This is a genomic window from Alkalicoccobacillus plakortidis, from assembly GCF_023703085.1.
Classification (GTDB): Bacteria; Bacillota; Bacilli; order Bacillales; family Bacillaceae_D; genus Alkalicoccobacillus; species Alkalicoccobacillus plakortidis.
In genome coordinates, this window is record NZ_JAMQJY010000003.1 from 125,940 (window position 1) to 152,071 (window position 26,132).

The following is a 26,132-nucleotide window of genomic DNA, read 5'->3' on the forward strand; positions in this document are numbered from 1 at the left end:
ATGTTTTTCCCAATAGAAAAACACCATAATCATCTCCAAATTAACTGATTTTGCTTTATAATGAAAACTATAGACACGGGTTGGTGAAGCATGGAATTTGGACCTATTATCAAATACTACCGTTTAAAAAGCGGAATTACACAAGCAGAACTAGCAGACGGAATTTGCTCGATCCCTCACTTATCTAAGATTGAGAACAACGCATACAGCGTGAACAAAGAAACAGCATCTATGCTAATGGAAAGACTTGGCCTTGATATTAATGATGAGGTAGAGCGATATGGGATTTTAACTGAGCAATTAGAAGAGTTCTCAGATGCTATTTTTTATTACGATTTTGAAAGATCAAATCAATTAAGAACTCTTATTGAAAGTGAAGAAGATTATTATAACCGTACCAACCTAGTTAACCTATATCATATCTACTTAGGTAGATATTACTTACAAAAGAACAAAAATGATATAGGTAATGAACACATTAAAATTATTGAAAAAAACCGGACAAATCTTTCACCTTTAGAAGATCTATTGTATCAAAATTTAATAGGTGTTTACCTTGCTGTAGAAGGTAAAACACACGAATCAATCAATCATTTTTTAAGATTAAAAGCGAACAGTAACAATGTCACAGTTCAAGAGCTATCTTATAATCTAGCATTAAATTTCACAAAACTAGGTCAATATGAAAAATCAATACCTTATGCTCAAGAAGCGTTACAACTTTTTAAAGATAGAAACAACTACATACGGATAATTCACATCCAAATGATTTTAGCAATCAATTATGAGAATATGCACCTTTTTGAAGAATCTAAAAATGTTTACAGAAATCTTCTGAGAAACGCTCGCTTGCTTAATCAAACTGACATCTACTATAAACTACTTCATAATTTTGCACTTTTATTAAAATCAAATAACATCTACTCTAAAGCTAGTGAGTATTTAAAAGAGTGTGTAGTTTATTATAAAAACCTTCCAGATTTAAAGGAAAAAAATGAAGATCTACTTATTACCCTTACCGCTCTTGTAGAAGTACTTTTGGAAATGAATTCAAAAGATGAAGAAATAGAACTTTATCTAGAAGAAATAGAATATTACATTGAAAAAAGTTCTTCAAAACTTAATAAACTTCAAGCAAAAAAATTAAAATTCGGTTTTGAAAATAGTGAAAAATATTATGCATTTTTAGATAAAGAATATATTCCTTATCTACAAAAAAATGATATGTATAGTTATTCAAAACCCGCACTCCTTGAAATGGCAAAATGGCATAGTGAGAATAATCGTTCTCAACTGTCTAATAAATTCTATCAACAATACATTGAACTATATTAAGGAGGTGTTAAGATTGAAAAAAGCTATATTAGCAAGTACATTACTAATTGTACTTGCCTTAGTCGCATCACAAACAGATGTCTCACAATCATATCTAGCATCTTTCGAATTGCTTTCGGGCCCATATTTACCTCCTGATGCTAGACCAAGCATAATAAAAAAACTCTCCTTCACGGAGAGTTTTTTTATTATCATTACCTACCAATTGCCGCTTCTGCATCTACCAATCCACTTCCGAAGAATTCTTCGTTTCCTAGTGGTGTGGCGGTTTCTTGCAGGATCTGGCCGATTTCTTCAGCTGATGCTGCTGGGTTGGTGGCTTGTACTAGTGCGGCTACGCCTGCTACGTGTGGAGAGGCCATTGAAGTTCCGCTCAGTTCTGTGTATTCTCCTCCAATGTACGTACTAAGTGTATCTACACCTGGTGCGGCGATGTTGTTTTCTGGTCCGAAGCTAGAGAAGCTAGCTTTGTTATTTGATGAGTCAACGGCTGCGACTGAGATCACATTGTCATAGGCTGCTGGGTAACCGATTCCTCTTGTTCCTGAGTTACCTGCTGCAGCGATTAGTAGTGTTCCTTGTTCTTCTGCATAATCTGCTGCTTGCTCTAATACTGGTGATCCTGTTGGTCCTCCTAAGCTGAGATTGGCGATATCTATGCCTTGATCAGCTGCCCATTCAATTCCGGCTGCGATGTCACTTGTATAACCGCTACCAAAGCTATCTAGTACTTTTACTGCATATAATTCGGCATCCGGTGCTACTCCAATGACACCTACTGTGTTATCTAATGCAGCAATCGTACCTGCTACATGTGTACCGTGCCCGTTAAGATCTTCATAGGTTGGTTCAGTGCTAACAAAACTTTCTCCACCTACTACGTTCAAATCCTCATGTTCAGCAATACCTGTATCAATAACTGCTACAGATGCGCCTCCACCAAAGTTACCTGCCTCATGTACAGCTTGGTGCATTTACTTGTGGTATGCCATAAGGTACTTCTTGTAATGTCGTCATCTTCACGTCTTTTTCAACATATTCAACCGAAGCCTGTTCTTCAAGGGCTGCTGCCTCTTCCTCCGACAGTTCGGCATTAATAACTGGTAAATTCTCATACTCTCTTAAAATTTCTACGTCTACTTGGCTTTCAAGTGTTTCTGCCTGGGTTGAAAAAGTAGCGGCATCTGCTTCTTCTTTAAATCCAATCAGATACCTTTCTTTCGCTTCTTCGGCTCCAGCAAGTGCCGGTATTGCTGAGAGTGTTACCAATACGGATAAACCAACCGTCCATTTGCCTGCTTGAAATTTCATGAAACCCCTCCTAGTAGTTTGCCAAACTGTTTCTGGCTTGTTACCAACCCTAACAAAATTCGACTTAGCTGAGTATTGGGAAAATTCAAATGTAGCTTGTATCATTTTTGAATAAAATAAACAACCTACATACGTGTGTCTCGGCTATTTTCCTAGTACTTCAGACTGATTTTCGCATTTAATGAAGAGATTCGGTTTTATTTTGGATCAAATTGGAATACTGAGTGATTCATTCTGTGTCTTTTGTGTGATAAACTACGAGGGATTGGATATTATTTATACATAGTGGGAGATAAAATATGACGGAGCCTTCGCGGAATAAATATGTGGTTGCGGGTTTATTATTAGGGATTTTTATGGCTGCAATCGATAATACAATCGTTGCAACAGCTATGGGAACCATCGTTTCTGATCTAGGTAGTTATGAAAAGTTTGTATGGGTCACAGCTGGATATATGGTTGCTGTGATGGTTGGTATGCCGATTTACGGTAAATTATCTGACATGTATGGACGTAAACGTTTTTTTCTTTTTGGCTTATTAGCATTTTTACTGGGCTCAATTTTATGTGGGACTGCCCAAAGTATGGATCAGCTTATTGCTTATAGAGTCATTCAAGGAATAGGTGGCGGAGCTCTGATGCCTATTGCCTTCACCATTATATTCGATCTTTTCCCTCCTGAAAAACGTGGGAAAATGACTGGATTATTTGGAGCGGTGTTTGGGTTATCGAGTGTACTTGGTCCCTTGCTTGGCGCTTTTATTACGGACACACTTAGTTGGAACTGGGTATTTTACATCAACATTCCGATTGGCGCAATTGCGTTTTTTCTTATACTTAGGCATTACCAAGAGGAACGTAACACAGCTAAACAAAAAATTGATTGGCTTGGGGCATCAACTTTAGTCATTGCCATTGTTTGTTTAATGTTTGCTCTTGAATTAGGCGGGAAAACGTATGCATGGAGTTCTACGCCAATTCTTTTGCTGTTTAGTATGTTTGGTGCCATGTTTACCGCGTTCTTTTTTGTTGAGCGAAAAGCTTCTGAACCCATTATCTCATTTTGGATGTTTAAAAATCGGTTATTTGCAACTTCTCAGATTTTGGCTTTTTTATATGGAGGAACCTTCATTATCCTAGCTGTTTTTGTTCCTATCTATGTGCAAGCAGTGTACGGTGGAACTGCCACAAGCGCCGGTTTTATCCTTATGCCGATGATGCTTGGTTCTGTTGCCGGCAGTATGGTTGGAGGAATGCTTCAGACTAAAGTAACGTTTCGTTCATTAATGGCTGTTTCTGTTACGTGTTTCTTCATTGGAATGAGTTTGTTGTCTGGAATGTCGATTGAAACATCCAGAGTGGCATTAAGTCTATATATCGCGTTAGTTGGTTTTGGGGTTGGATTTTCATTTTCTCTCCTACCTGCCGCATCTATAAACGGGATCTCCGCTCGCTTTCGTGGATCTGCCAACTCAACCAATTCGTTTCTACGTTCATTTGGTATGACCGTTGGCGTTACAATCTATGGAACAATTCAAACAAGCATCTTCACATCGCGCCTTGGTCAATCTTCTATGACTGACTCGGGTAATGTGAGTGAACCTGCTGACATTCAGCAGATCTTCCAAGCCAGAAACAAGGGGAGATATCCAGCTGATCTACTTGCAGAACTTACACAGGCTATGTCTGATTCTATTACGTTTGTCTTTACACTAGCCCTTGTGCCGATTGCTATCGCTTGCGTAACGGTTGCGTTCATGGGTAATACTCGAGTGTTAACCTCTAAAGAAATGGAAGATCAGGCTAACTAAATTATTTCTTTTTTTCTGACCGTCTTTCTTCAATATATTCTTGGATTAAAACACCTAACCTAGAAGAATCGATCCCTCGTTGGACCGCTTTTTCGATCACAATAAAAAGAAGAAATAACATAATTAATGCAGAAATAATAGAGAAAAAGATGTTCATTGCACACACCTCCTCAAGGGTCTGTTTGGTTAAGTATAATAAAAATGAATGAGAACATTCAATGAAACTCCTTCATTCAGGCCCTTGATATCCTCTTACAGACGCGATAACCTTGGAGAAACACATGATGGGGAGGAATCCTGAATGAGTTTTTTTAAAGGCTTGAGTTTAAACTTAATTGTATTAGTTATTTTGCTACTATTCATAAGTGTGTTTCACTCAAACATTATTTTCTTAATGCTTCTTTGGACTAGCACGATCTCATTTATCATTGCGTTTTTGGGGTACAATGTGTATTTGCTGCTAGAAAGGAAAAGATCGTTCAGGCAATAAACTGTACTCATTTCATGATATAGTATTGTCATAACATTTAACCGAGGTGATTGTATGCATACACCAGATGCTAGGGCCAGATCAGACTGGTCTTCATTAAATGATGTCCAGACTGTTACAATAAGTCCTTTAGAAAAGTCGATCCATAGAGACATTCGTATTCCGGGCAGTAAAAGCTTTACCAACCGAGCACTAATTATTGCTGCGATGGCAGAAGGTCCTTCTATCCTTTCTGGAATCCTTAGAAGTGATGATTCCTATTGGTGCATTGATACACTAAATAAATTAGGGATTGAGACTAAAGTTGATGGAGATACCATCGAAATCAACGGATGCGCAGGCGACTGGCCGATCAAACAGGCAAATCTCTACATTGGTGCTGCAGGTACAACAGCAAGGTTTTTACCTGGTACTCTTGCTGCTGCAAATAGTGGAGAATGGTTTGTGGAGGCAAGTGAACGGATGAGCCAACGTCCAGTTGAACTACTTTTAGAAGGGCTTCGAACTCTTGGTGCTTCCATTGAATCTGAAGGTTATTACCCTTTAAAGATTAAAGGGCAAGGGCTGAAAGGTGGACCTGTCACCATTTCTGGTAAGCAGTCTAGTCAATTTATTAGTGGCTTATTAATGGCAAGTCCTTATGCGGAGAATGAAGTGACGGTAACCATTCCAGATTATATTGTTCAACATGCCTATGTGAAAATTACAATAGACCTCATGAAACGTTTTGGTGTCAAAGTGGAAGCGAATGATGAGTTAACAACAATGGTTATCCCACCTTCTGTTTACAAAGGTCAAAAGCTTGATCTAGAAGCCGATGCTTCAACGGCAAGTTATTTTTTTGCATTGGCCGCTTTAACGAATAGCCGCATCAAAGTGACAAACCTGAATATGAAAACCAATCAACCTGATATCTTTATGGTTGATTTATATGAAAAAATGGGCTGCACCGTTACACGTGGCGACAGCTTTATCGAAGTAATTGGCACCGATCAGCTACTTGGGGGTTTTGATATTAGCATGAAGGAGATGTCTGATCAGACTCTTACGATTGCAGCATTAGCTCCATTCGCTTCAGGCCCTATTACACTTAGAGATGTTGAGCACATTCGCCATCATGAATCTGACCGAATTTCAGCTATTTGTACAGAACTGACAAAGTTAGGTATTAAAGTTGAGGAGTTTGCTGATGGGCTGACGATCTATCCAGGCACACCAAAACCTGCTGTACTCGACTCCTACGATGATCATCGAGTCGCTATGTCACTTGCATTAGTTGGCTTAAAGGTTCCAGGGATCACCATTCATGATCCTGGTTGTGTTTCAAAGACTTGTCCGACATACTTTGATCTACTAAAAGATCTTGGTGTTTCTGTACAATACAAATAGTAAACGAAACGGAGTGGGACTAGGCGCCTGCTTCGTTTTATTTATAACATCTTGATTAATTTTTAACATTCATTCTAATTAATGAAATCACGGTAAAAAATAAATCATTCTGTTTATTAAGAGGAAAATGGGGTATCGACGGTGTATAGATAAATATATGTACATCTTTAATTGTCAGATCATTTCGTATTTTCAAACCACTCGAAAGGATGAGAGCCGATTGACCTTATTAAAACCGTATACAACCGCTCCTTATTATGATGAAATGTTTAAAACGGACGGATCTCTGATGAACCATTATGTTCACTTCAATAACAATTTGAAGGGTTTCTCCTCAGAAGAGTTAAAGGAGAAGCATGAACTAGCTCAACAATCCTTTTTAAGACAAGGAATTACGTTTACAGTGTACCAAGATGACACTGGGACAGAGAGAACCATGCCTTTTGATTTTATCCCGATCATCATTCCCCCTACTGAATGGGCTCGTATTGAAAAAGGTATGATTCAACGCACCACTGCTTTAAATCACTTTCTAGAGGATATCTATCATCAACAGAACATATTAAATGATGGCATTATCCCAAAAGAACTTGTTTATAATAATCCTCACTATTATGATTTGATTCATCAACTGCCCTTCCCAATTCAAAACCATATCTTTTTAGCTGGTATCGATCTGATCCGTGATGAAAACGGCCACTACTGTGTTTTGGAGGACAATCTCCGGAATCCATCCGGCTTGTCTTACGTCTATCAAAACCGTTTTGTCATGCGACAAGTGTATCCTGAATTTTTTCAGTCTCACTCCCTGCATACATTAGAGAATCAATTGCACTATCTCAGGGAAGCAATTTTAGATTATGTACCAGATAATCATACTGGCACACAGACAAATGCTGTTCTGCTCACTCCCGGCATCTACAATTCTGCTTATTATGATCATGTTTTTTTAGCTCAAAAGATGGGCATCGAACTAGTTGAAGGCTCTGATCTAATGGTGGAAAATGATTTGGTTTATATGAAAACCATTTATGGCTTGGAGAAAGTAGATATCATTTATCGGCGAATTGATGACGATTATCTAGATCCACTAGCTTTTAACAAGGATTCCCTGCTTGGAGTTGAAGGGTTATTTAACGCCTTCAAAGCTGGTAATGTCTCGATCTTAAATGCAATAGGAAATGGTGTCGCAGATGATAAGGCCATGTACGCATATGTTCCGGATATGATCCGTTATTACTTAAACGAAGATCCGATCATACCAAATGTAACGACGTATTTTCTAAATGAAAAAAAGCAACGAGATTGGGTACTCGAGCACCTTCATCAGCTTGTCATTAAAAATGTTGGAGCCTCCGGTGGATATGACATGTTAATAGGTCCTCACGCAACAGCCGCACAGATTCAACTTTTCAGAGAAAAAATTATAGCTAAACCTCATCAATACATTGCGCAACCTACAATCAAGCTTTCAAGAGCACCTGCATACCAAAATAGTCAGTTTTATCCTTGCCACATAGATCTACGAGTGTTTGTTATGTCCGGTAAGAATACCCATGTCATCCCTGGTGGCTTATCTCGTGTTGCTTTAAAAAAGGGGTCACTAGTTGTTAATTCTTCGCAAGGTGGTGGAGGAAAGGATACATGGGTACTTAAATCATAGGAGGGGAACAGATACATGCTGTTAAGAGTGGCTGACTCGTTATACTGGATGGCACGAAATATTGAACGTGCAGAGAACCATGCGCATGTTCTATCTGTTGAGTTAATACAAGCACTAGAGGCATCAGATGAGGATCTATTAATGAATGAAGAATGGGATGTCATTTTAGATATTTGTGCAGCCGGGGAAGAACGCAAAAACCTAATGACAAACGGAAGTCCCGACTTAGAAAAAATCATCCGACACCTTACATTCTCAGCAGATAACCCTAGCTCTACGCGAACATGTATACAAATTGCTCGTGAAAATGCTAGAAAAAGCCGAGATCACTTGTCAAACGATTTGTGGATGATTCTAAATGAGTGTTATCTCTATTTGATTAAATGGAGTGACGCCAATTGGTCTAACTATCATATACAGAGCACGTTACAACGTGTTAAAATGACATCACTATCCGTGCAAGGTGTCATTGAAACTACTGCAAGTCGAGGCGTTGATTACAGACTAATTAAAATTGGGTTCTGGATTGAACGCGCGGATCATACACTACGAATTCTTCGTTCTATTTGCAAGAAGCTAAAAGAACAACCTCAACACACAACGTACTACTTAAATTTAGCACTTCAATTATCTAAAGGTTCAGACGCGTACCTAAGAGGACAGCTGCCCTATATGAGACCTCAGCAAGTGTTTTCCTTTTTAATGATTAATCCCGATTTCCCAAGATCCATCCGCTACTGCATTGATCACGCCTGGTACGCCATTAAACAAGTAGAAGGCGATCAAGGCTCCGGTTATGCAAAACACTTAAAAGAAACGTTAACTCAGATGACTGACAGTATTCAATCACTTGAACTTGGCTCATTAGAAGTGGATTACATGTTGGATTTTTTTCGGACTCAATATTCAGGAATAAAAGTCACGTAGGCATCTAATGATACGATTACAACCTGCCTCCCTAAAAAGAGACGAGAGAACGAGGAGTGCTGCATTTGAAGTTCGAAATTGTGCATACAAACTTATTTACCTATGATTCGGCAGTTGAACAAAGCCTGAACACAATTAGACTGAAACCAAGAATGGATGAATGTCAGCGTTTGATCTCTTACCGTGCTGATATCACTCCCTCTTCACTTACCTCTTCACATACCGACTTATGGGGAAATCATGTAGAGACATTTTTTATAGCAGAACAGCATCAATCACTTGAAGTCAAAACAACATCCATAGTTAGCATCCAACGAAGTCCATTTATTAAAAAACTGGATTACTCGATGGAAATGCAAAAAATATTTATTTCATCTATTTTTCAAAATCAATATCTTGCATTCCTTACTCAAACCAATTATACCTACCTGAACTATGATGACATTCAGCTTGTCACAAAGAGTATCGGCCCAATGGATAACCCCATTCAATTTTCATTAGACTTAATGGACTTTTTATACCGCACATTCAAGTACAGTCCAGGATCTACTAATGTGAACACCACTGCTGCAGATGCATTTAAACAAAAAAGCGGGGTGTGTCAGGATATCACACATGTCATGCTAGGTATCTTAAGAGCGCACCAAATCCCTGCCAGATATTTGAGTGGGTACTTATACGTTGGTGAAGACTCTGCTCTTGTAGGGGATGCTGCAGCCATGCCTGGGTTGAAGTCATGGCACCAGGAATTGGATGGATTGGCTTAGATCCAACAAATAATGTAGAAGCACTTGAGAATCATATTCGTGTCTGTACTGGACGCGATTACGCAGATGTAAGTCCTGTACAAGGTGTATATAAAGGTGGTAATCAAAAGCTTAATGTATCAGTTGGTGTCACACTGCTCGAATCCTAAAAGCTTACAGCAATGGGGGATTTAGATGATTATTAGACAAAAAGAGAAGCAAATTGAATGCATCAAACAACATGACCATGCACATATATCAGGAGAAATCGCTACGCATTGGCGCGAAGTCGTTGATCCCGACGTAGTATTCGGAATCTATGAACATGACCGTGCGTGGATTCCATTGGATGAGGTCGTCGAAAAAGACGCAGACCAAGATATGCCTTACGATTTTATTTCATATCCTCTCACACCTAAACTAACAGCCTATACAAATGGTGTAGATGAAGTTCAGGAACAATCTGCCTACGCAGCATTACTCTGTAGCAAGCACTATTGTTCATTCTTCACAGGATCAATCACATCAGAGCCTGGGGTTCAAACCTTTCTTGATCAAGAGCAACAGAGGCAAGAATCACTACTCAAGAAAATAGATTTGAAATCTACCTCCAAGAAACTTGCGGAGCACTTTAAGCTACTTCAATTTTGTGATGACCTCTCACTCTATATCTGTATGAATCAGCCGGGTATCCCAAAATCAGAAGAAGTATCATGGTTCAAAGATGGTTTCACACAACCTTTTTCATTTGCACCATCTGGCATAAAAGCAGAATGGATAAACGAAACCGACATTAAACTGGAACCCTTTCCTTTCAAAGAACCAATCACCATCTCATTTCCAGTATATGAACTACCAATAACCGGAAACCTGAAACTAAACGGAAAATTGGAATTGGAAAAGCTCTCTACTTATACACAAACCGTTGTTTTGCGGTGATGGAGTGGCGGAATTTTGTACTGGCGGAGAAAGCAAGATCATTGGAGAAACACCGACATCGCTCCTTGGCGATATCGGTGTTTTTTGCCGCTGCGGCTGCGCTTTGGCAAGAGGGATGGTGCTTTACCAAGAGCTTTTCCGCTCTCATCAAGAGGTCTGATGCTTCTCCAAGACCTTTTCCTCTCCTATCAAGAGATCACACGCTTCTCCAAGACCGTGTTCCTTCCACCAAGTGATCACACACCTTACCAAGGCCTTCTCCCCTCCTCCACACATCAAAAAACCAAGCAGACATCAATTGATGCCCGCTTGGTTTTTTAGATAGTTTGCAATTAGTTGATTCACAATATCGGGTTGCTCGTGGTTCACCCAGTGGGTTGCTTCGCCAACGAATGTGAGAGTTCCGTCCTCACAATGCTCGATACTTTTTTTAGCAAGTTTTTTTGATAAGAAGGGGTCGTTTACTCCCCAGATCATTCGTGTTGGGACTTTTACTTTTTCGGGTTGGGTGAATCCTTCGGGTATTCCGGCACGGATTGCTCGATACCAGTTTAGCATCGCTGTCATTGCACCGGGTTGGGACCATGCTTCTTTGTATTGCAAAAGATCCTCTTGGCTAAAGGCGCTGCTCTTGCTTGCAGATAGCTTAATTCCTTTAGCCATACCATCAAAATGGTCAGCCGAAAGAAGTTTTTCTGGCCATTCTGGAAGCTGAAAAAATGCCATATAGGAGCTCCGTAGCCATTGAAGCGGCAACGTTAGCATGGCTTTTGGCATAATTGCTGGATGTGGAATATTAATTGGAATCAGTGTCTCCACATACTCAGGGCGTGTAGATGCTAGATGCCAGGCTACGGCCCCTCCCCAATCATGTCCAATAATATGAGCTTTTTCACGATTATACAGTTTTATTAAACCAATAATGTCGTCTCTTAAAATATCAAGAGTATACTGCTCAATTCCTTCTGGCTTTTGGCTTTTATTAAAGCCTCGTTGGTCGGGTACAAGTACGCGATACCCGGCTTCTGCTAATGGTTTGATCTGGTTTCGCCAGCCATACCAAAACTCGGGAAATCCATGCAATAAAACAACCAGTGGGCCATTCCTCGGACCTGCTGTAACGGCATGAAGGGTCATTTTATTTGTCTTAACCAGTTGAAATTCCAATTCAGTCATGCTGAACCTCTCCTCTCACAGGCTTGTCCAATTACGTTCCCTTTCTTTTTTCCGCTAAAACGTTGGTTACTTTCCTTTAAGTGAATACAACAAATCTTTATCAACACTTGGGACCAAACCTTCGTCTGCAGCTCTAGATAACAAAGCATCAATTGCATGATAACCATCATCACCAAGATCACGCGAAAATTCGTTTACATACAACTCAATATGTTGATTGGCGACATCCTCTGACATTTCTTGAGCATGAGCCATCACGTATTCCTTTGATTCTTCAGGGTGCTCAAAGGCATATTCAACTGAGGAGCGAATCCATTTTGTGATTTGTGTAGTGTCTTCTGAACGTCTTGCGATAATTGCTCCAAGTGGGATCGGTAAGCCTGTATCTTCTTCCCACCATTCGCCCATATCAGCTACTACATTGAGTCCATAATTCTGATAGGTAAATCTTGCTTCATGAATGACCAATCCAGCGTCTATTGTCCCTTCTTGAACAGCTGGCATAATCTCGTGAAATGGCATAACAACAATCTCACCGACACCACCAGGCACTTTTTGGGCAGCCCATAATCGAAATAATAGATAGGCTGTGGAGCGTTCGCTTGGCACAGCCACACGTTTGCCGCTTAGAGACTTCGAATCCTGCTCACCTTTTGTTAAAACTAATGGGCCACAGCCACGTCCAAGTGCTCCTCCACAAGGGATGAGCTCATATTTGTCTAACACCCATGGAAGGGCAGCAAATGAGATTTTTAAGACCTCTGGTCCCGTGTGATCAGCTGCTAAAGTATTTGTAATATCAATATCGGCAAATGTTACATCTAATGCTTGGGCTCCAGAGATTAATCCGTGTGCCAACGCATGAAAAACAAATGTATCATTTGGACAAGGTGAAAATGCAATATTCATGACCATACCTCCGTTAATGCACGTCCTACACGTTCTAGTGCTTGTAGTGCTTCTTTTATCTGCCACGCATCTCGATCTCGTGGACCTACTTGATTTGAAATGGTTCGAACTTCTAGTACAGGTATCTGAGCAAGTTCAGCTGCTGTTGCGACACCGTGCCCCTCCATCGCTTCTGCTGCTGCATCTGGAAAGCGTGAAGTTAGCTCATTTGTTGTTTTTTGTGTGCCCGTTACAGTTGCTAAAGTCAATACAGGTGCCAACGTAACTGTTGCGTTCATGTCCTCTAACCTTTTCACAAGCTCAGTTGACTTTGAACGATCTGGTTTGATCTCTGAGCTACCTAAACCTAGTTGGTCAACTGGTAAGAAACCATCAACAGATTCCGAACCAAGATCTGCTGCGATGATTCGACTGGCTACAACGATTGAGGTGATATCAGCTTTCCCACTAAATCCACCGGCAACACCTGCATTTATGACATATTGATATGTGCGCGCGGCTAGTTCTGTTGCTGTTCTTGCAGCTGCTTTGGCTGGGCCAACTCCAGTAAGAGCTACTTGAAATTGACTAGAACCACTCAACCCTCGTTCGATCGCCTCTTTTTCTGCTGCAACACTCGTCATAATTAATATTGACGGTGTTGTTGAATCTCTTTGATCTCTTATCATGATAATTACCCCTTTTGGTTAAACCAAGCTACCTTCTTAGTGTATCTTTTATCCGTCTCTTATTGCTACTAAATAGAATTATATCTTGAAGAAACAGTTGACAGTTAATGTGTTCGAGTATATGATTTAAATAACTTAATACGGTTTCTTCCAAAGGGGAGTAGCGTCAAGTTTATTAGATAAACTTGAAACAAAGTCGTCATTTCGTGGACATTACGTCCGCCGGCTTTGTTGGCATGATATACATAGTGCTCAGCAAGACCTTTGCCAATTACATGGCAGGGGTCTTTTTTCTATTGATTGATCCCTTCTCATGTGTTGGCTCGGTAGAAGCACATCAGAGAGGGGAAATAGATTATGGATGTAGCTTTAATTTTAGAATACAGTTGGGTGTTATTAGTACTCATTGCGTTAGAAGGTGTTCTTTCAGCCGATAATGCTCTAGTTCTTGCAATCATGGTTAAACACCTTCCTGAAGAAGAACGCAAAAAAGCTTTACTTTATGGATTGGCCGGTGCTTTTGTTTTCCGTTTTGCTTCATTATTTCTTATCTCGCTCCTTGTGGATGTTTGGCAGATCCAAGCAATCGGTGCCCTTTATCTCTTATTCATCGCTCTTAATCACCTCTTCCGAAAACATGTGGTGAATAAGCATGGCGGACCTGATAAGGATAAGAAAAAAGAACGTAAAAAAAGTGGATTTTGGCCTACAGTTATTAAAGTAGAATTAGCTGATATCGCTTTTGCTGTTGATTCAATTCTTGCAGCTGTTGCTTTGGCTATGGCTTTGACACCAACTGGATTAGGTATGGTCGGAAGTCTTGATGTTGGTCAATTTGCGGTAGTCTTTATTGGTGGATTAGTTGGTCTATTGATTATGCGTTTTGCGGCAACAAAATTTGTTGTACTGCTTGAAAAACGTCCAGGTCTTGAAAGTGCGGCTTTTATTATCGTAGGTTGGGTAGGAGTTAAATTAGTTGTGACCGTATTAGCTCATCCAGAGCTTGCGATTATTGATTCTCACTTCCCACATTCTACAGGATGGAAAGTATTCTTCTATAGCGTATTAGTTCTAATCGTACTAGCTGTTGGTTCCTTTCAAAAGAACAAAACTCAGAAGAAATAGAAGAAAAGAAAAAAGAAATAAAAGAAAATATGTAACAAAAAGCTGTTCCCGCCATCAATGTCGGGAACAGCTTTTTTATATGATCAGGTAAATTCAATCATTTATTCTCTAGGTTCGCCTTGCTCTCATCTGTCATCGTTACTCATTTTACAATGTCGAGTTAAATAAGCGAGATCCGCTCCTTGTACTTGTAACGAGTTAGTTGCGCATTCTTGCAAAAAAAACTCTTACCTCTCCTCCTCTCTCCTAAGCCGACACTAGTCCATAGCTTATGACTTATTTGATTTTATGAATGATTTTTCACTTGCTTGGGAACGTTAAGTGAAGAAATCGTGTGAGTAAAGGAGTGAGCCATCTATGAGAAAACACCCTCGTAAGCTACAAGTATCTAATCAACAACAAAAGCCAAAATCAATTAGAGCAACAGGGAAAATTGCTGAAGATCTTGAATCTTTTAAGGCGTTTTTTCATTATCCTGATGATCTCACTATCCGTCATTTCAGGTTCCAGAATAAAAAGGGCTGTGTCCTTTTTTTGAATCATTAATAGATACCGATATATTAGAGCAATCGTTTTTTGTCCCCCTATCAGAGGAGAAGTACGACGACCGTTACTCTATAGAAGATCTCATTACATCATCTAATAAAAAAGTTAGCAGTAGTATTTCCAAAGAAGCAAACTTATTAACTAGTGGCTTCGCCGTTATCTTATTAGAAGGACATCCTGATTTACTTTATGTTAATGTTGGATTGTTTTTTGATAGAAGCATTGAGGAACCTAATAACGAAAAAATTGTTCGTGGCTCTCATGAAGGTCTAGTTGAAAGCTTATTTGTAAACTTAAATATATTAAGAAGAAGAGCACAAACCCCAGAACTAAGCATAAAAAAGACAAAAATAGGTAATAAACTAAAACGTGAAACGGCTATTGTTTATATGCATGATATAGCAGATCCCGAAACAGTAACATTAATTGAAGACAGGATAAAGGATATTTCATCTGACCTTGTCATATCCCCTGGATTTATCGGGGAATATATACAGGATGGTGCCTATTCACCCTTCCCGCAGCTTTTATATACAGAAAGACCTGACCGTATCATCTCCCATCTATTAGAAGGTAGAATTGTCATTTTAACAGATGGAAGTCCTACTGCCCTTATTGCTCCAATCTCTGTTTTTGCTTTTTTTCAATCGCCTGATGATTATAATGTTCATTTTATTCTTGGGTCTTTTTACAGAGTGATTCGGTTTCTCAGCTTAGCGATCGCGGTCACCTTGCCTGCTTTATATATTTCTGTCGTGGCTTTTAATTATGAGATATTGCCCAATCCGCTCATATTGCCGGTTAAAAATTCATTAGCAAACATCCCCTATCCACCTTTGATAGAGGCACTCATTATGGAATTCACCATTGAATTAATTAGAGAAGCCGGGGTTCGTCTTCCATCACCAATCGGGCAAACCATTGGTATTGTTGGTGGTTTAGTTATAGGTGAAGCGGTAGTAAATGCTGGGCTTGTATCAAACATGATGATCATTGTTGTAGCATTAACAGCTATCGCTTCTTTTGTTATTCCTTCTCCTGAAATGAACTCTGTTGTGAGGGTGTTACGTTTTCCATTTATGTTCTTATCAGCGATTTTCGGCATTCTCGGTGTGACTCTTGCTTCGATGTTGCTTATCATCCACCTCTGTAAATTAACATCATTCGGGCGATCTTATTTGTCTCCAATTGCACCATTTCGTTTAAAAGATATGAAGGACACTGTCATTCGTATGCCTGTTTGGCTACTTAATACAAGACCGCTTGCGACAAAACCTAAAGAACTTAAACAACAAGGCTATTCTTGGTGGTGGAGACAACGTGAAAAAGGAAAATAGTATTAATTTAGTGCAATTTTTTTGGTTTTTTGTTCAAACTCAAATTGCCATTAGTATTATGACATTGCCATATAACATTTATCATGCAGCAAAAACGGATGGTTGGATTTCCGTACTGATTGCGGGTATCATTACTCAACTATTACTTATTTTGGTTTGGCTACTCGCTATCAGATTTCCAGCATTTACATTCTACGAGATGTTAGAATCTCTGTTAGGAAAAACGCTTGGTAAGATAATATCTATCCTCTATATTGCTTATTACCTAGCTGTTGCAGCATTTGTTTTGCTTGTATTTAATTTTCTCATTTCTGTATGGGTACTGAATAAAACGCCAGACATTATTGCCATTCCCTTATTTGTAGTTGCATGCCTCTATTTACTTAATAGCAACATACAAGTTATTGCTAGGTTTATGACAATCATTGGACCAATCATGTTACTAATACCGTTACTTGCTACCTATGCATTTTTTGATTCCGAACCTTTATACCTTTTGCCTATTCTCACTTCTACTTGGATGGAAATTGGAAAAGGTGTTTTCACTGCTTCTTTGTCGATGCAAGGGTTTCTTATTGTAACCATCCTTTACCCGCTAGTAAAGGGCTCTAATAAAGAAAAGTTAGTAGCAGCTACCTATGCTAATGTATTGGTGACGGCGATTTATACGTTTACCGTTGTAGCATCCTTTGTCTATTTTAGCCCAGGACAGTTTGAGATTTTACCTGAGCCACTTCTTTATATGATCAAAACCATCTCACTAGTTCTAATAGAAAGAATTGATTTAATTTTCCTTGCCATTTGGTCAATTGTTGTTCTGGCAACCCTTGTGAGTTATCTTTATATGGCTTCAAGTGGGATGACAACAGTCTTTAATCATAAAAAACCCTTATGGTTTAATATATTTTCAGGTGCTATTATTTCTGTGTTAGCCCTAATACCGCAGAATATATTAACAGTAAGAAAATTGTTAATTTATATAGATTACGTTGGCATTCTATTCATGGCGATTATCCCTGTTATGCTTTTGCTTTATGCGGTTCTGTTTAAAAGGAGAGAGTCCTCATGAGAAAACTGACAAAAATAATAATCCTTGCATTCAGTTTGTTACTTCTTCTTTCTGGATGTTGGGACGAGCAGCTCCTAAAGGATGTAGCGCTTATTAACAGCCAAGCCATAGACATTGATTCAGAGAACGATTCGATTAAACTGACTATTGCTTTAGTTAGCGGGAATTCCAATGAAAAAGTTCCAACAACAACAACCATCGTTACAGCTGAAGGTCATTCCATTCGTGACAGTCGTACTGAATTGGATAAGAAAATTGGTAGTGAATTGTTTGCTTCTAAAAATCAAATTACGATGTTTAGCCGAGAATTAGCAGAACAGGATATATACTCCGTATTAGATGGTAACTATCGATCTCCACTAAGCTCATTAACAGCAAGACTTGCTGTTATAGACGGGGAAGCAGAACCTATCCTACATGTTGAAACAGAGAATAAACCTCTTATTAGTGACTACTTACGCGATCTATTAATTAGTGCTGAGGACACGGGTGCCATTCCCGTTGTGAACCTGCAAAACACACTGGCCATTATCTATGATGATGGCCAAGACATTGTCCTTCCTAGACTTCAGGTCCTTGATAAGCAGGCTGGAGCAAAATTAACCGGGTCAGCATTATTTAGTGATCGACATATGACAGGTACGCTAAATTCTGATGAAACCATTATGCTTCTTTTATTGGCTGTAGTAAAAAAGGAGAACATAGGATAACCAGAAAGGTTCACTCATCGGAGGATATCAAAATCTATGACTATGTTACTGTTGACGTCGAAAAAATGACTCGACAATTAAAGGTCACAAAAACAAATGATGGTGACTTCGAAGTAAACATTGAATTAGTTTTAAAAATTGATGCCAATGAATATCCAGGATATCATCTGTACATTCGAGATACCGTTAAGAAGCTTAATACGGATCTTTCACAGCAACTAACTAGGGAAGCAAATGATGTGTTAGATAAGATAAAAGAAGCTAATTGTGATTACCTTGCCATTGGCAGACGTGTCCAAGCTCACCATTACTCCGATTGGAGAAATATGGAGTGGAAGGAAATGTACCCGAACATACAAATGAAGGCTAATGTGAAAGTAGAAATTATTACTCACGGAATTATTAACTAATAAAAAAAGATTCCCCCTTTAAGATGGAGGAATCTTTTTGTTTAATTTATTGCACCTCAACATGCAGTGCATTTGGTTTTACCCAGCCAAGACGTTTGATTACTACGTAAAGAGATAGCGATATAATAATCGGGACTACCACTCCCATTAATAAGAAAATCAATAAGCCTGACCAACCTTGTGTCGACAAGATACTAAGAGGTGCTATTAATGAATTCATACCAAGTCCTGCTAATTCATAAGTTGCTTCAAAATTAAAGAGAATCGTTGCAATTGGTGCACATATAAGCGAAGCTACAAAGGTTGGAATAACTAGTCTTGGATTCTTCACCAAGTTAGGAAATTGGACTTTTGGCGTTACCAAGGACTGAGCCAAGAACCCACCTAAATCATTTTGCCTAAGCGACATGGCCGTGAATCCTGCAAATTGAGCAGTACATCCTATAAGAGCCGCAGCACTAGAAACAGGATCCATTTGCAATGCAATAGCTAATGCCGCTGACGATGCTGGTGTCATTAATAGAACACTCCATGCCAAAGCAATGATACTTGATGCTAAAATGGGTGATCCTTGCACTGAGCTTGTAATCTCGGCACTCATCGCTGTTAAGAGTGGCGTTGCAACAGCAGCAGCACCCACTCCGGTTATCCCACCTGCAAGTGTTGCTGCTAGTGGTATTGCCATTAGATCCAACTTGGTCTTTCCTGTCACCCTTTTTCCTACATACGTTGCAACAAGTGCAGCAATTAATGCACTGATAGGCTGACCGGTTACCATAACCATACCAAATTCAGTGAGTTTCATCGCTCCTCCACCCACCGTACTACAGATGATAGCACTATAGATGACTAGCGTATTCCCACCAAGCTGATAGGCGACTCCTGCTCCAATTGCTGGCGCAAGTAGAACTTTTGCAATTCCACCTATTGTTAAGAAGGCATTCCATCCTAAAAAGTTTCCAAATGTCTCAAACAATAATCCAATGGCAAGAGTAACTAAGACCGCATTTGCTACTCCTGCAGATGCTTTATACATCCGATCAATTACATATTCCTTCAACGACTCCACCCCAAATCCTTCTTACAGACGGTTCTCTCTTATACATATACTAATATGATTTAAATCAATAAAGTATCATCCTATAAAAACCACTCTCGTTACACAGTAAACGTAACAAGAGCGGCTCATCTGTCTGTTTATTCAGTTATCATAGCACCAGAGAACAAGCGTGTAAAACATTTTCTGGTTCCATCTTTATTAAAGCGTCACCAAAAGATATAAGAGAGGATAGAGATGTCGGAGACTCCTAATTTATCTATCACCGGTGAATGTGAATCTTATCTCTTTGTTCCGATGAAGTCAGCCACCAATCTCGTTCGCTAGGTGAGAGTGTCTAATTCCCAACAGATTATTACCCGCATCTAAATCGTTCTTCAAACACTTCCTAAACTAATGAAACCTCTTATTTAGTGAACGAATGATATCAATGCTTTTTCATTAGCGCCAAGCAAGTATGAAGCCGAAGACAGTGAACCTTCACTTCACTGTCTTCGGCCGGCTGACACTGCGTATGATTATCCTGTATTGCCGCTTTGCTTCTAACTCCCCTTTATATATGAATAAGCAACTTGAGAAGCTTTTTCTCCTTCGTTTGCATCAACATAATAGTGGAACAATTGCTTTTCATAATAGCTAGCTAATGTTATATTTCCATTCTTCCTTAAGTACGGGATAAAAGCTTCATGTAAATACGTGTAATAACGAGTTGTTTGACCTTTTATAAGATAAGTTAACAATTTAAACCTTTTTGTATTGCCTATATTCCCATTCTTCTTAGCTAGTTGAGTCCCTTCATTAACTAGTCTCAATAATACACTTTGAGGCTCTACATTCTGTAATAAATGACTAGTATGAATATATCCAAATAATGGCATTGAGTAGTCTGGTTGCTCACACTGTTTATACAGCTCAAGTGCAGCTTTATAATATGAATTTGATTCTCTATATTTAGAAACTAAGAAGTATTCTTTGCCAAGGTTGCACATCAAAACTCCTTTTTTTTCATTTTCACCAAATAAATCGCAGCTTCGCATTAAATCTGTGTACTTCTTTTTGACATGATCCATTTCTTCTTGGATAATTTGCCCGCTCTGCGTTAGCAAAATTAATGTTTCTGCATCGATAATCTTACGAAAATGATTTGCTTGTTTAAAGAAATGTAAGCTTGTTCTCGCATATTCGTATGCCTTTACAAGGTGGCCAAAGCGGTAGCATGTAATAGCAAGATGATAGTAATACTCATTATTACGGTAAATATCCGGTTCAATTTGTTTAAAGAAACCAAGTGCTTTGGCATACTCACCTGTATATAAACAATGAACTCCACTCACATGTAGATATAGCTGTTCTTCCCTGTCTGTCAGTAAATGCTTCTTTAACTCGATTTTATTTAGTAATCGCAAAGCCTCTTTTAGATCCTTTTTTGTTAGATAATACCGAACTTGTAATAGTTGATAGTGTAAAGCTAAATTAGAACGTGTTAGCAATTCATTATCCTCTAGTGATGATTTGTAGGTCTCTGTTTTTTCTCTGTCCTGCATAATCATCGAATCATGCCAATTCTTTAATATCTCTTTAAGCTTCTCGAACTTTTTCACTTCATGACTGATATTCACACCAAGGCGATCACTCAATAATTGAGTAATCTCTTTAGAGTAATGTGCTGTACCTCGCTCAATTCGACTCATATGTGCGACAGAACAGATCCCCTGGCAAAGTTGGTGCTGTGTGAACTTCTGTTGTTCTCGATAGTATTTTATAATAAATCCTTCATGCATTAATGATTACCTACCTTTCTAGTTACCGTTTCAAAACCGGGACTTACCCTATACACTGACCAGTTAAACATGACTTTTGTTCCGGTTGGAATAAGGACTTTTTCATTATTTATCTTTTTTCACCTTATTATTATAAATTATATCAAATTTCTGAGTCATTTTTGCGGTATTCTCACAAATATCTGAAAGTTCATATTAATAAAAATCCAATTAATTCGGCTTCTACTATGAACAATGCCTAATTCACTCTATCTTTTGACATACTTTCTATTTAGCTAATTCTACGAGATTTGTGTTAATGCTCTAAATCGATTCATATTCTCCAAATTTTCGCTATACTTCATCTCATGAATAAACAAAATACACAATATTTTGAGAGGAGCGCTGCGATGAATATCGATAAAAAGAAACAAAAACCGTGGAACGTAATGGTATTAACCGCACTGTCAACAAGTTTGGTATTCGGAGGGTTTGGCTATTCTCCACAACAAGTATCAGCTGAAACAAAAACTGGTTCACTCAATCTATCAGATGACATCAAATTAGATAGTACTGAGACGGTCTCTGTCATCGTTGAGCTAGAAGAATCTCCCGAGCATTTAGCGATTGCAGAAGCACTTGAAAAAGGTGAGGATCTAACAGAATCGCAAGCAAAAGCAAAGGTAGAAGCGTCTCAGGATTCATTTGAGGAAGACTTATCTACTAAACAATCATCTTATACAATTACACATACGTATCAATCCGTTTTTAATGGTTTTACCATTGAATTACCTGCAAATCAATTAGAAGCACTTTCAGAGATTGACGGTGTTAAAACCGTCTGGGAAAACGAAGAGGTTCAACTCATTGATCCTGTATTAGAAGAAAGTGTTCTAGAAGAAGCGATTGAACCCTATATGGCAGATAGTGTGCCTTATCTAGGTGTTGATCGACTCCATATTGATGGGATCACTGGTGAAGGGGTAAAAGTCGGAGTCATTGATACTGGTGTTGATTACACACACCCTGACCTTACAGCAGCCTACAAAGGTGGATATGACTTTGTCGATAATGATGATGATGCACAAGAAACAACCTACGATGATTGGTTAGCATCAGGAATGCCGGAATTTAATATCAATGGAAGTTCGTATTATACATCACATGGTACACATGTTGCTGGCACCATTGCTTGGACAAGGTGATAACGAATCTGATTTTGCCACAACAGGTATTGCACCTGACGCTGACATTTATTCCTATCGAGTATTAGGTCCTTATGGATCAGGTACAACAGCAAATGTACTTGGTGGTATTGAACTTTCTGTTGAAGATGGAATGGATGTTATTAATCTATCTCTTGGGGCTAATGTTAACGATCCACTATACCCTACTAGTGTTGCAGTAAATAATGCTGTTTTAGCTGGCGTTACGGCTGTTGTTTCAGCAGGTAACAGTGGTAGAGATGGTCTTTATACACTTGGTTCACCAGGTACCTCTCCACTTGCCATTACGGTTGGTGCCAACGATGTGCCGTTAGTGTTCACTGACTTTACTGGCTATCTTGATGAATCATTCTCAGCTGGCCTTGTGAATATCTCAAGCGGGTTTGATACTGATTTTGATGAATTAGAAGCGGGTGAATATGGCATTGTTTATGCCGGCCTTGGTTCAGTTGCAGAGTTTAATCAGGTTGATGCAGAAGGAAAAGTTGCTCTTGTTGCTCGTGGAGAATTGGCGTTTGTAGATAAAATTGCAAATGCTAAAGCCGCTGGTGCAGAAGCGATTATTATCTATAACAACATACCGGGAGCTTGGACACATCCCTAACTACTTTGGAGAAGGCGTGAATTTTGTCGTTGGTTTCTCTTTAACCTATGAGGATGGTATTGCTCTAAGAGATGCGATTACCGATGAAAGCTCATTCTCGTTTGGTGACCGAAGCGAATCACAAACTCCAGGTGGTGTACTAGCTGATTTCAGTTCTCGTGGTCCAGTTAATGAATCATTTGCAATTAAACCTGAAGTAAGTGCACCAGGTGTCAATACGTTATCACCTGTTCCTACTTATATGAACGGTCCTGACTATATTGGCGATTACGAGTACGCGTATGGGCGTAAATCAGGTACATCAATGTCAGCACCACATGTTGCAGGTACAGCGGCCCTTCTTCTTGAAGTGAAGCCGGACTTATCGCCAGCAGACATTAAAACAACGTTAATGAATACGGCTAATCCAATGACACTAGATTATAGTGTGTTTGAAATTGGTGCTGGGCAAATTGATCCAGTAGCAGCCATTGAAACAGACGTACTTGTTCAAGTAAAAGGTGAAACATTAACATTAGATCCTACTAATAATGAAGTTGCTATTAGAGATCTAACTGGAGCATTAAACTATGGCACTTTTGCTAAAAACGGCAAAAACGTTCGAGACTTCCAATCGGTAACGTTTAAGAATACAAGTGCCGAAAGCAAAACGTTTACGATTGAATTTGATCACCATGTAGGTATTCAAGGCTCTAAGGATGCGGCACTCAATGGCATTGCATTCCAAGCTCCACAAACCGTTGTGGTTCCTGCAGGTCAAACAATCACTCAAAATATATTCTTCATCAGTCCAAAAACGGCTGAAGCGGGCACATATGAAGGGTATATCAATATTACAAATCAAGCTGACAGCAATGAGCAATATCGTGTTCCATTTGCTGCTGGAATCACTAATTAAACGTACATTTAGAGCCGGATTGGAAAGTGTTCTGGAAACAGACACTTTCCCTTCCTTTTACACTTTGAATGTATGCGAATGGTGCTCTTAGCTACAGGAGGTAATGGTTGTTATGAAGCGTACCCTTTCGTTCGTTATTAAGTCTTTTTTGGGGCTCCTATGCTTGGGTGTAGCCTTTCTTTTTATTCAAAGTCAGCAACAGAGTCAACAAACGCCAAATCTATTTGGTTATTCAGCCCTAACAATTCTTTCAAATAGTATGCAGCCGGAATTTAGCGAAGGAGATGTCATCGTCATTCAGCAGACATCATCAAGTGATCTCGCTACAAATGACATCATTACCTTTGGAACAAAAGACGGTAATCGTGTCACACACAGAATTACAGATACGATGGATCAAGATCAAAATCGTTTTTTCACTACTAAAGGTGATAACAACAATGTAGCTGATGCGGAGCCTGTTTTTGAAGGACAAGTGATCGGCAAGGTACTCTTTTCCATTCCAAAGCTCGGATTCGTTGCTAGATTTTTATCTGAACCGATTGGTTTTATGCTGTTAATTGTTTTACCACTAGTAGCATATGTCGGCATCACAGTATATGAACGGCTCTCAAAGCCAACTAAAAAAGAGGAGGCATTTAAATGAAAAACGTAAAAAAAGCATTACTCGGAACAGCATTAGCAGGTGCATTGGTACTCGGAGCAGGGTTTGGATCTTACTCTTGGTTCACATCTGAGATTCAAGCAACTGGACAATTAACAACAGGCACACTTGAAATTAATAATGGGAACGATATTGAAGAGAACATTGTAAACTACAATGGCTTTGCTCCATCAAACCTAGTATTTGGAGATTGGCTAACCATTGAAAATACAGGTAGTATGGATACAAACCTTGAAGTCCAATTCTCGCATGAACTCGATCAAAATGTAGATATCTCATCTTTCAAAGTTGGATACATAGCGATTAAGTATACCATCCAACCAAGTAGAGACGTATTAGAAGCAACCCAATTAAAACTTCAGGATCTATTTGATGGCGTGACAAATGAAGTAGAGACACAAGCGGCTATTGCAGAGATTACAAATGACGCAGAAATTGTCAGTGGCTTTGTTGAAGCACCTGCTTTTAGAGCATTTAGTGATGGAGCTGTCAACACAGGCGGTTTCTTGCTTGGAGATGGCGCTCTGTCTGGATCAACTAATGAATTCTGGCAGCTTGATGAAGCTCAATACATTGACCTAAATTTCGGTGTAAAGCTTGATGAAAACGCAGGAAACGAATATCAAGGCTTAGCTTACTCAGCTACTCTAGACGTAACTGCCAAACAAACGGATGATGGTGCTGAAAAGTAAGAGACTAAGGACACAAAAAAACGAGCCATTATGTGGTTAAACTCACATAACGGTTCTTTTTTTTATTAATATGAGAACGGATTGGTACCAGTCAGCGTTACTAGGGGTCTAGAATTGGAATGATTTGATGGTATGTCTCTGGTGGCGCGGGTATTCGCTCTTCTCCGGCGGGTATGGCCCTGCTCTCGCGGGTATTTGCCCTACTCTCACGGGTATGGCTCCACTCCCGCGGGTATTCGCTCTTCTCTCGCTGGTATAACTCTGCTCTCGCGGGTATTTCCTCTTCTCCCACGGGTATGGCCCTGCTCTCGCGGGTATTTGCCCTACTCTCACGGGTATGGCTCCACTCCCGCGGGTATTCGCTCTTCTCTCGTTGGTATAACTCTGCTCTCGCGGGTATTTCCTCTACTCCCACGGGTATGGCCCTTCTCTCGCGGGTATTTCCTCTACTCCCGCGGGTATGCCCCTGTTCTCGCGGGTATTTGCTCTTCTCCCACAGGTATCTCCGCCATTATTTAATTTGTAAGTAGATAGAGTTGTTAGAGGCATATTATCAAAGTACTAGATAGTGAAGCTGCGCATTTACGCATCCTCGCAAGATTCCCTCTCCCATTACAGTAGTAGAGTCTCCACCAATTCCCCAAAACTAAACGACGAACGGTCCTAATGC

27 protein-coding genes and 1 pseudogene are annotated in these 26,132 nt (G+C 39.4%); 20 read left to right on the plus strand and 8 right to left on the minus strand.

The features are described from left to right. The first annotated feature begins 90 nt into the window (after window positions 1–90). Window positions 91–1,335 (plus strand): helix-turn-helix domain-containing protein, encoded by a 1,245-nt coding sequence (locus tag NDM98_RS18050; RefSeq protein ID WP_251610642.1) that lies wholly within the window; start codon window positions 91–93, stop codon window positions 1,333–1,335. Window positions 1,336–1,529: 194 nt separating this feature from the next. Here the strand turns inward: NDM98_RS18050 and NDM98_RS18055 are convergent, their stop codons facing one another. Together NDM98_RS18055 and NDM98_RS18060 are read right to left on the minus strand one after the other, a co-directional pair. Further along, complete coding sequence (locus NDM98_RS18055; RefSeq protein ID WP_251610644.1) at window positions 1,530–2,309, minus strand: S8 family peptidase; 780 nt, start codon at window positions 2,307–2,309, stop codon at window positions 1,530–1,532. Continuing rightward, complete coding sequence (locus NDM98_RS18060; protein WP_251610646.1) at window positions 2,290–2,646, minus strand: protease inhibitor I9 family protein; 357 nt, start codon at window positions 2,644–2,646, stop codon at window positions 2,290–2,292. Before NDM98_RS18060 ends, NDM98_RS18055 begins: the two co-directional genes overlap by 20 nt. A 299-nt stretch (window positions 2,647–2,945) precedes the next feature. Between NDM98_RS18060 and NDM98_RS18065 the strand changes: the two genes are divergently transcribed. Next, entirely contained in the window at window positions 2,946–4,457 is a 1,512-nt protein-coding gene (locus tag NDM98_RS18065; RefSeq protein WP_251610648.1) for an MDR family MFS transporter, read from the plus strand. Window position 4,458: 1 nt separating this feature from the next. Here the strand turns inward: NDM98_RS18065 and NDM98_RS18070 are convergent, their stop codons facing one another. Further along, complete coding sequence (locus NDM98_RS18070) at window positions 4,459–4,614, minus strand: hypothetical protein (protein WP_251610656.1); 156 nt, start codon at window positions 4,612–4,614, stop codon at window positions 4,459–4,461. A 144-nt stretch (window positions 4,615–4,758) separates the two neighbouring features. Here NDM98_RS18070 and NDM98_RS18075 point away from each other — a divergent pair, with 144 nt between their 5' ends. From NDM98_RS18075 to NDM98_RS18105, 7 genes are all read left to right on the plus strand, one after another. Continuing rightward, on the plus strand, window positions 4,759–4,947 hold the full coding sequence (locus tag NDM98_RS18075) for a hypothetical protein (protein WP_251610657.1): 189 nt from the start codon (window positions 4,759–4,761) through the stop codon (window positions 4,945–4,947). Between the two features lie 54 nt (window positions 4,948–5,001). Further along, complete coding sequence (gene aroA, locus NDM98_RS18080) at window positions 5,002–6,336, plus strand: 3-phosphoshikimate 1-carboxyvinyltransferase (protein ID WP_251610658.1); 1,335 nt, start codon at window positions 5,002–5,004, stop codon at window positions 6,334–6,336. 265 nt (window positions 6,337–6,601) lie between these two features. Next, on the plus strand, window positions 6,602–7,999 hold the full coding sequence (locus NDM98_RS18085) for a circularly permuted type 2 ATP-grasp protein (RefSeq protein WP_251611127.1): 1,398 nt from the start codon (window positions 6,602–6,604) through the stop codon (window positions 7,997–7,999). Between the two features lie 15 nt (window positions 8,000–8,014). Then, window positions 8,015–8,926, plus strand: coding sequence for an alpha-E domain-containing protein (locus tag NDM98_RS18090; protein ID WP_251610659.1), 912 nt, complete (start codon window positions 8,015–8,017; stop codon window positions 8,924–8,926). A 65-nt stretch (window positions 8,927–8,991) separates the two neighbouring features. Then, window positions 8,992–9,693 carry a transglutaminase family protein gene (locus tag NDM98_RS18095; RefSeq protein ID WP_251610660.1) on the plus strand — a complete coding sequence of 234 codons (702 nt, stop codon included), beginning with the start codon at window positions 8,992–8,994 and terminating at the stop codon, window positions 9,691–9,693. After that, the gene (locus NDM98_RS18100; protein ID WP_251610661.1) at window positions 9,663–9,842 is read left to right on the plus strand and encodes a transglutaminase family protein; all 180 of its coding nucleotides are present in this window, start codon (window positions 9,663–9,665) and stop codon (window positions 9,840–9,842) included. Before NDM98_RS18095 ends, NDM98_RS18100 begins: the two co-directional genes overlap by 31 nt. Window positions 9,843–9,867: 25 nt before the next feature. Next, window positions 9,868–10,611 (plus strand): DUF3891 family protein, encoded by a 744-nt coding sequence (locus NDM98_RS18105; protein ID WP_251610663.1) that lies wholly within the window; start codon window positions 9,868–9,870, stop codon window positions 10,609–10,611. A gap of 294 nt (window positions 10,612–10,905) precedes the next feature. On the opposite strand, the gene NDM98_RS18110 is transcribed toward NDM98_RS18105, so the two are convergent. The 3 genes from NDM98_RS18110 to NDM98_RS18120 all read right to left on the minus strand — a co-directional run bounded on the left by NDM98_RS18110 (window position 10,906) and on the right by NDM98_RS18120 (window position 13,364). Further along, a complete protein-coding gene (locus NDM98_RS18110) occupies window positions 10,906–11,787 on the minus strand; it encodes an alpha/beta fold hydrolase (RefSeq protein ID WP_251610665.1) in 882 nt (293 codons plus the stop codon). Between the two features lie 66 nt (window positions 11,788–11,853). Further along, window positions 11,854–12,696 (minus strand): 1,4-dihydroxy-6-naphtoate synthase, encoded by an 843-nt coding sequence (locus tag NDM98_RS18115; protein WP_251610667.1) that lies wholly within the window; start codon window positions 12,694–12,696, stop codon window positions 11,854–11,856. Further along, entirely contained in the window at window positions 12,693–13,364 is a 672-nt protein-coding gene (locus tag NDM98_RS18120) for a futalosine hydrolase (protein WP_251610669.1), read from the minus strand. Before NDM98_RS18120 ends, NDM98_RS18115 begins: the two co-directional genes overlap by 4 nt. Window positions 13,365–13,721: 357 nt before the next feature. On the opposite strand from NDM98_RS18120, the pseudogene NDM98_RS18125 reads away from it, so the two are divergent. The 6 genes and pseudogenes from NDM98_RS18125 to NDM98_RS18150 all read left to right on the plus strand — a co-directional run bounded on the left by NDM98_RS18125 (window position 13,722) and on the right by NDM98_RS18150 (window position 18,561). Beyond that, window positions 13,722–14,524 (plus strand): annotated as a pseudogene (locus NDM98_RS18125) (MeeY/MeeF family manganese export membrane protein). A gap of 322 nt (window positions 14,525–14,846) precedes the next feature. Continuing rightward, complete coding sequence (locus NDM98_RS18130) at window positions 14,847–15,035, plus strand: hypothetical protein (protein WP_251610673.1); 189 nt, start codon at window positions 14,847–14,849, stop codon at window positions 15,033–15,035. Window positions 15,036–15,046: 11 nt separating this feature from the next. Then, window positions 15,047–16,372 (plus strand): spore germination protein, encoded by a 1,326-nt coding sequence (locus NDM98_RS18135; RefSeq protein WP_251611129.1) that lies wholly within the window; start codon window positions 15,047–15,049, stop codon window positions 16,370–16,372. After that, complete coding sequence (locus tag NDM98_RS18140; RefSeq protein ID WP_251610675.1) at window positions 16,356–17,441, plus strand: GerAB/ArcD/ProY family transporter; 1,086 nt, start codon at window positions 16,356–16,358, stop codon at window positions 17,439–17,441. Before NDM98_RS18135 ends, NDM98_RS18140 begins: the two co-directional genes overlap by 17 nt. After that, window positions 17,438–18,151 carry a Ger(x)C family spore germination protein gene (locus tag NDM98_RS18145; RefSeq protein ID WP_251610677.1) on the plus strand — a complete coding sequence of 238 codons (714 nt, stop codon included), beginning with the start codon at window positions 17,438–17,440 and terminating at the stop codon, window positions 18,149–18,151. Before NDM98_RS18140 ends, NDM98_RS18145 begins: the two co-directional genes overlap by 4 nt. Before the next feature lie 32 nt (window positions 18,152–18,183). After that, window positions 18,184–18,561, plus strand: a complete 378-nt coding sequence (locus NDM98_RS18150; RefSeq protein WP_373370428.1) for a Ger(x)C family spore germination C-terminal domain-containing protein — start codon at window positions 18,184–18,186, stop codon at window positions 18,559–18,561. A gap of 46 nt (window positions 18,562–18,607) precedes the next feature. On the opposite strand, the gene NDM98_RS18155 is transcribed toward NDM98_RS18150, so the two are convergent. Both NDM98_RS18155 and NDM98_RS18160 read right to left on the minus strand, forming a co-directional pair. Further along, a complete protein-coding gene (locus NDM98_RS18155) occupies window positions 18,608–19,597 on the minus strand; it encodes a PTS sugar transporter subunit IIC (protein ID WP_251611131.1) in 990 nt (329 codons plus the stop codon). Between the two features lie 563 nt (window positions 19,598–20,160). Further along, entirely contained in the window at window positions 20,161–21,399 is a 1,239-nt protein-coding gene (locus NDM98_RS18160; RefSeq protein ID WP_251610679.1) for a helix-turn-helix domain-containing protein, read from the minus strand. Between the two features lie 389 nt (window positions 21,400–21,788). Between NDM98_RS18160 and NDM98_RS18165 the strand changes: the two genes are divergently transcribed. The 5 genes from NDM98_RS18165 (at window position 21,789) to NDM98_RS18185 (ending at window position 25,462) form a co-directional block, all read left to right on the plus strand. After that, window positions 21,789–22,583: a S8 family serine peptidase gene (locus tag NDM98_RS18165; protein ID WP_251610680.1), complete on the plus strand. Its 795-nt coding sequence runs from the start codon at window positions 21,789–21,791 to the stop codon at window positions 22,581–22,583. Continuing rightward, window positions 22,567–23,208 (plus strand): S8 family serine peptidase, encoded by a 642-nt coding sequence (locus tag NDM98_RS18170; protein WP_251610681.1) that lies wholly within the window; start codon window positions 22,567–22,569, stop codon window positions 23,206–23,208. Before NDM98_RS18165 ends, NDM98_RS18170 begins: the two co-directional genes overlap by 17 nt. 16 nt (window positions 23,209–23,224) lie before the next feature. Next, window positions 23,225–24,106, plus strand: coding sequence for a S8 family serine peptidase (locus NDM98_RS23620; RefSeq protein WP_308807769.1), 882 nt, complete (start codon window positions 23,225–23,227; stop codon window positions 24,104–24,106). 112 nt (window positions 24,107–24,218) lie between these two features. Next, on the plus strand, window positions 24,219–24,752 hold the full coding sequence (locus NDM98_RS18180; protein WP_251610682.1) for a signal peptidase I: 534 nt from the start codon (window positions 24,219–24,221) through the stop codon (window positions 24,750–24,752). Beyond that, entirely contained in the window at window positions 24,749–25,462 is a 714-nt protein-coding gene (locus NDM98_RS18185; RefSeq protein WP_251610683.1) for a hypothetical protein, read from the plus strand. Before NDM98_RS18180 ends, NDM98_RS18185 begins: the two co-directional genes overlap by 4 nt. Window positions 25,463–26,132: the final 670 nt, after the last annotated feature.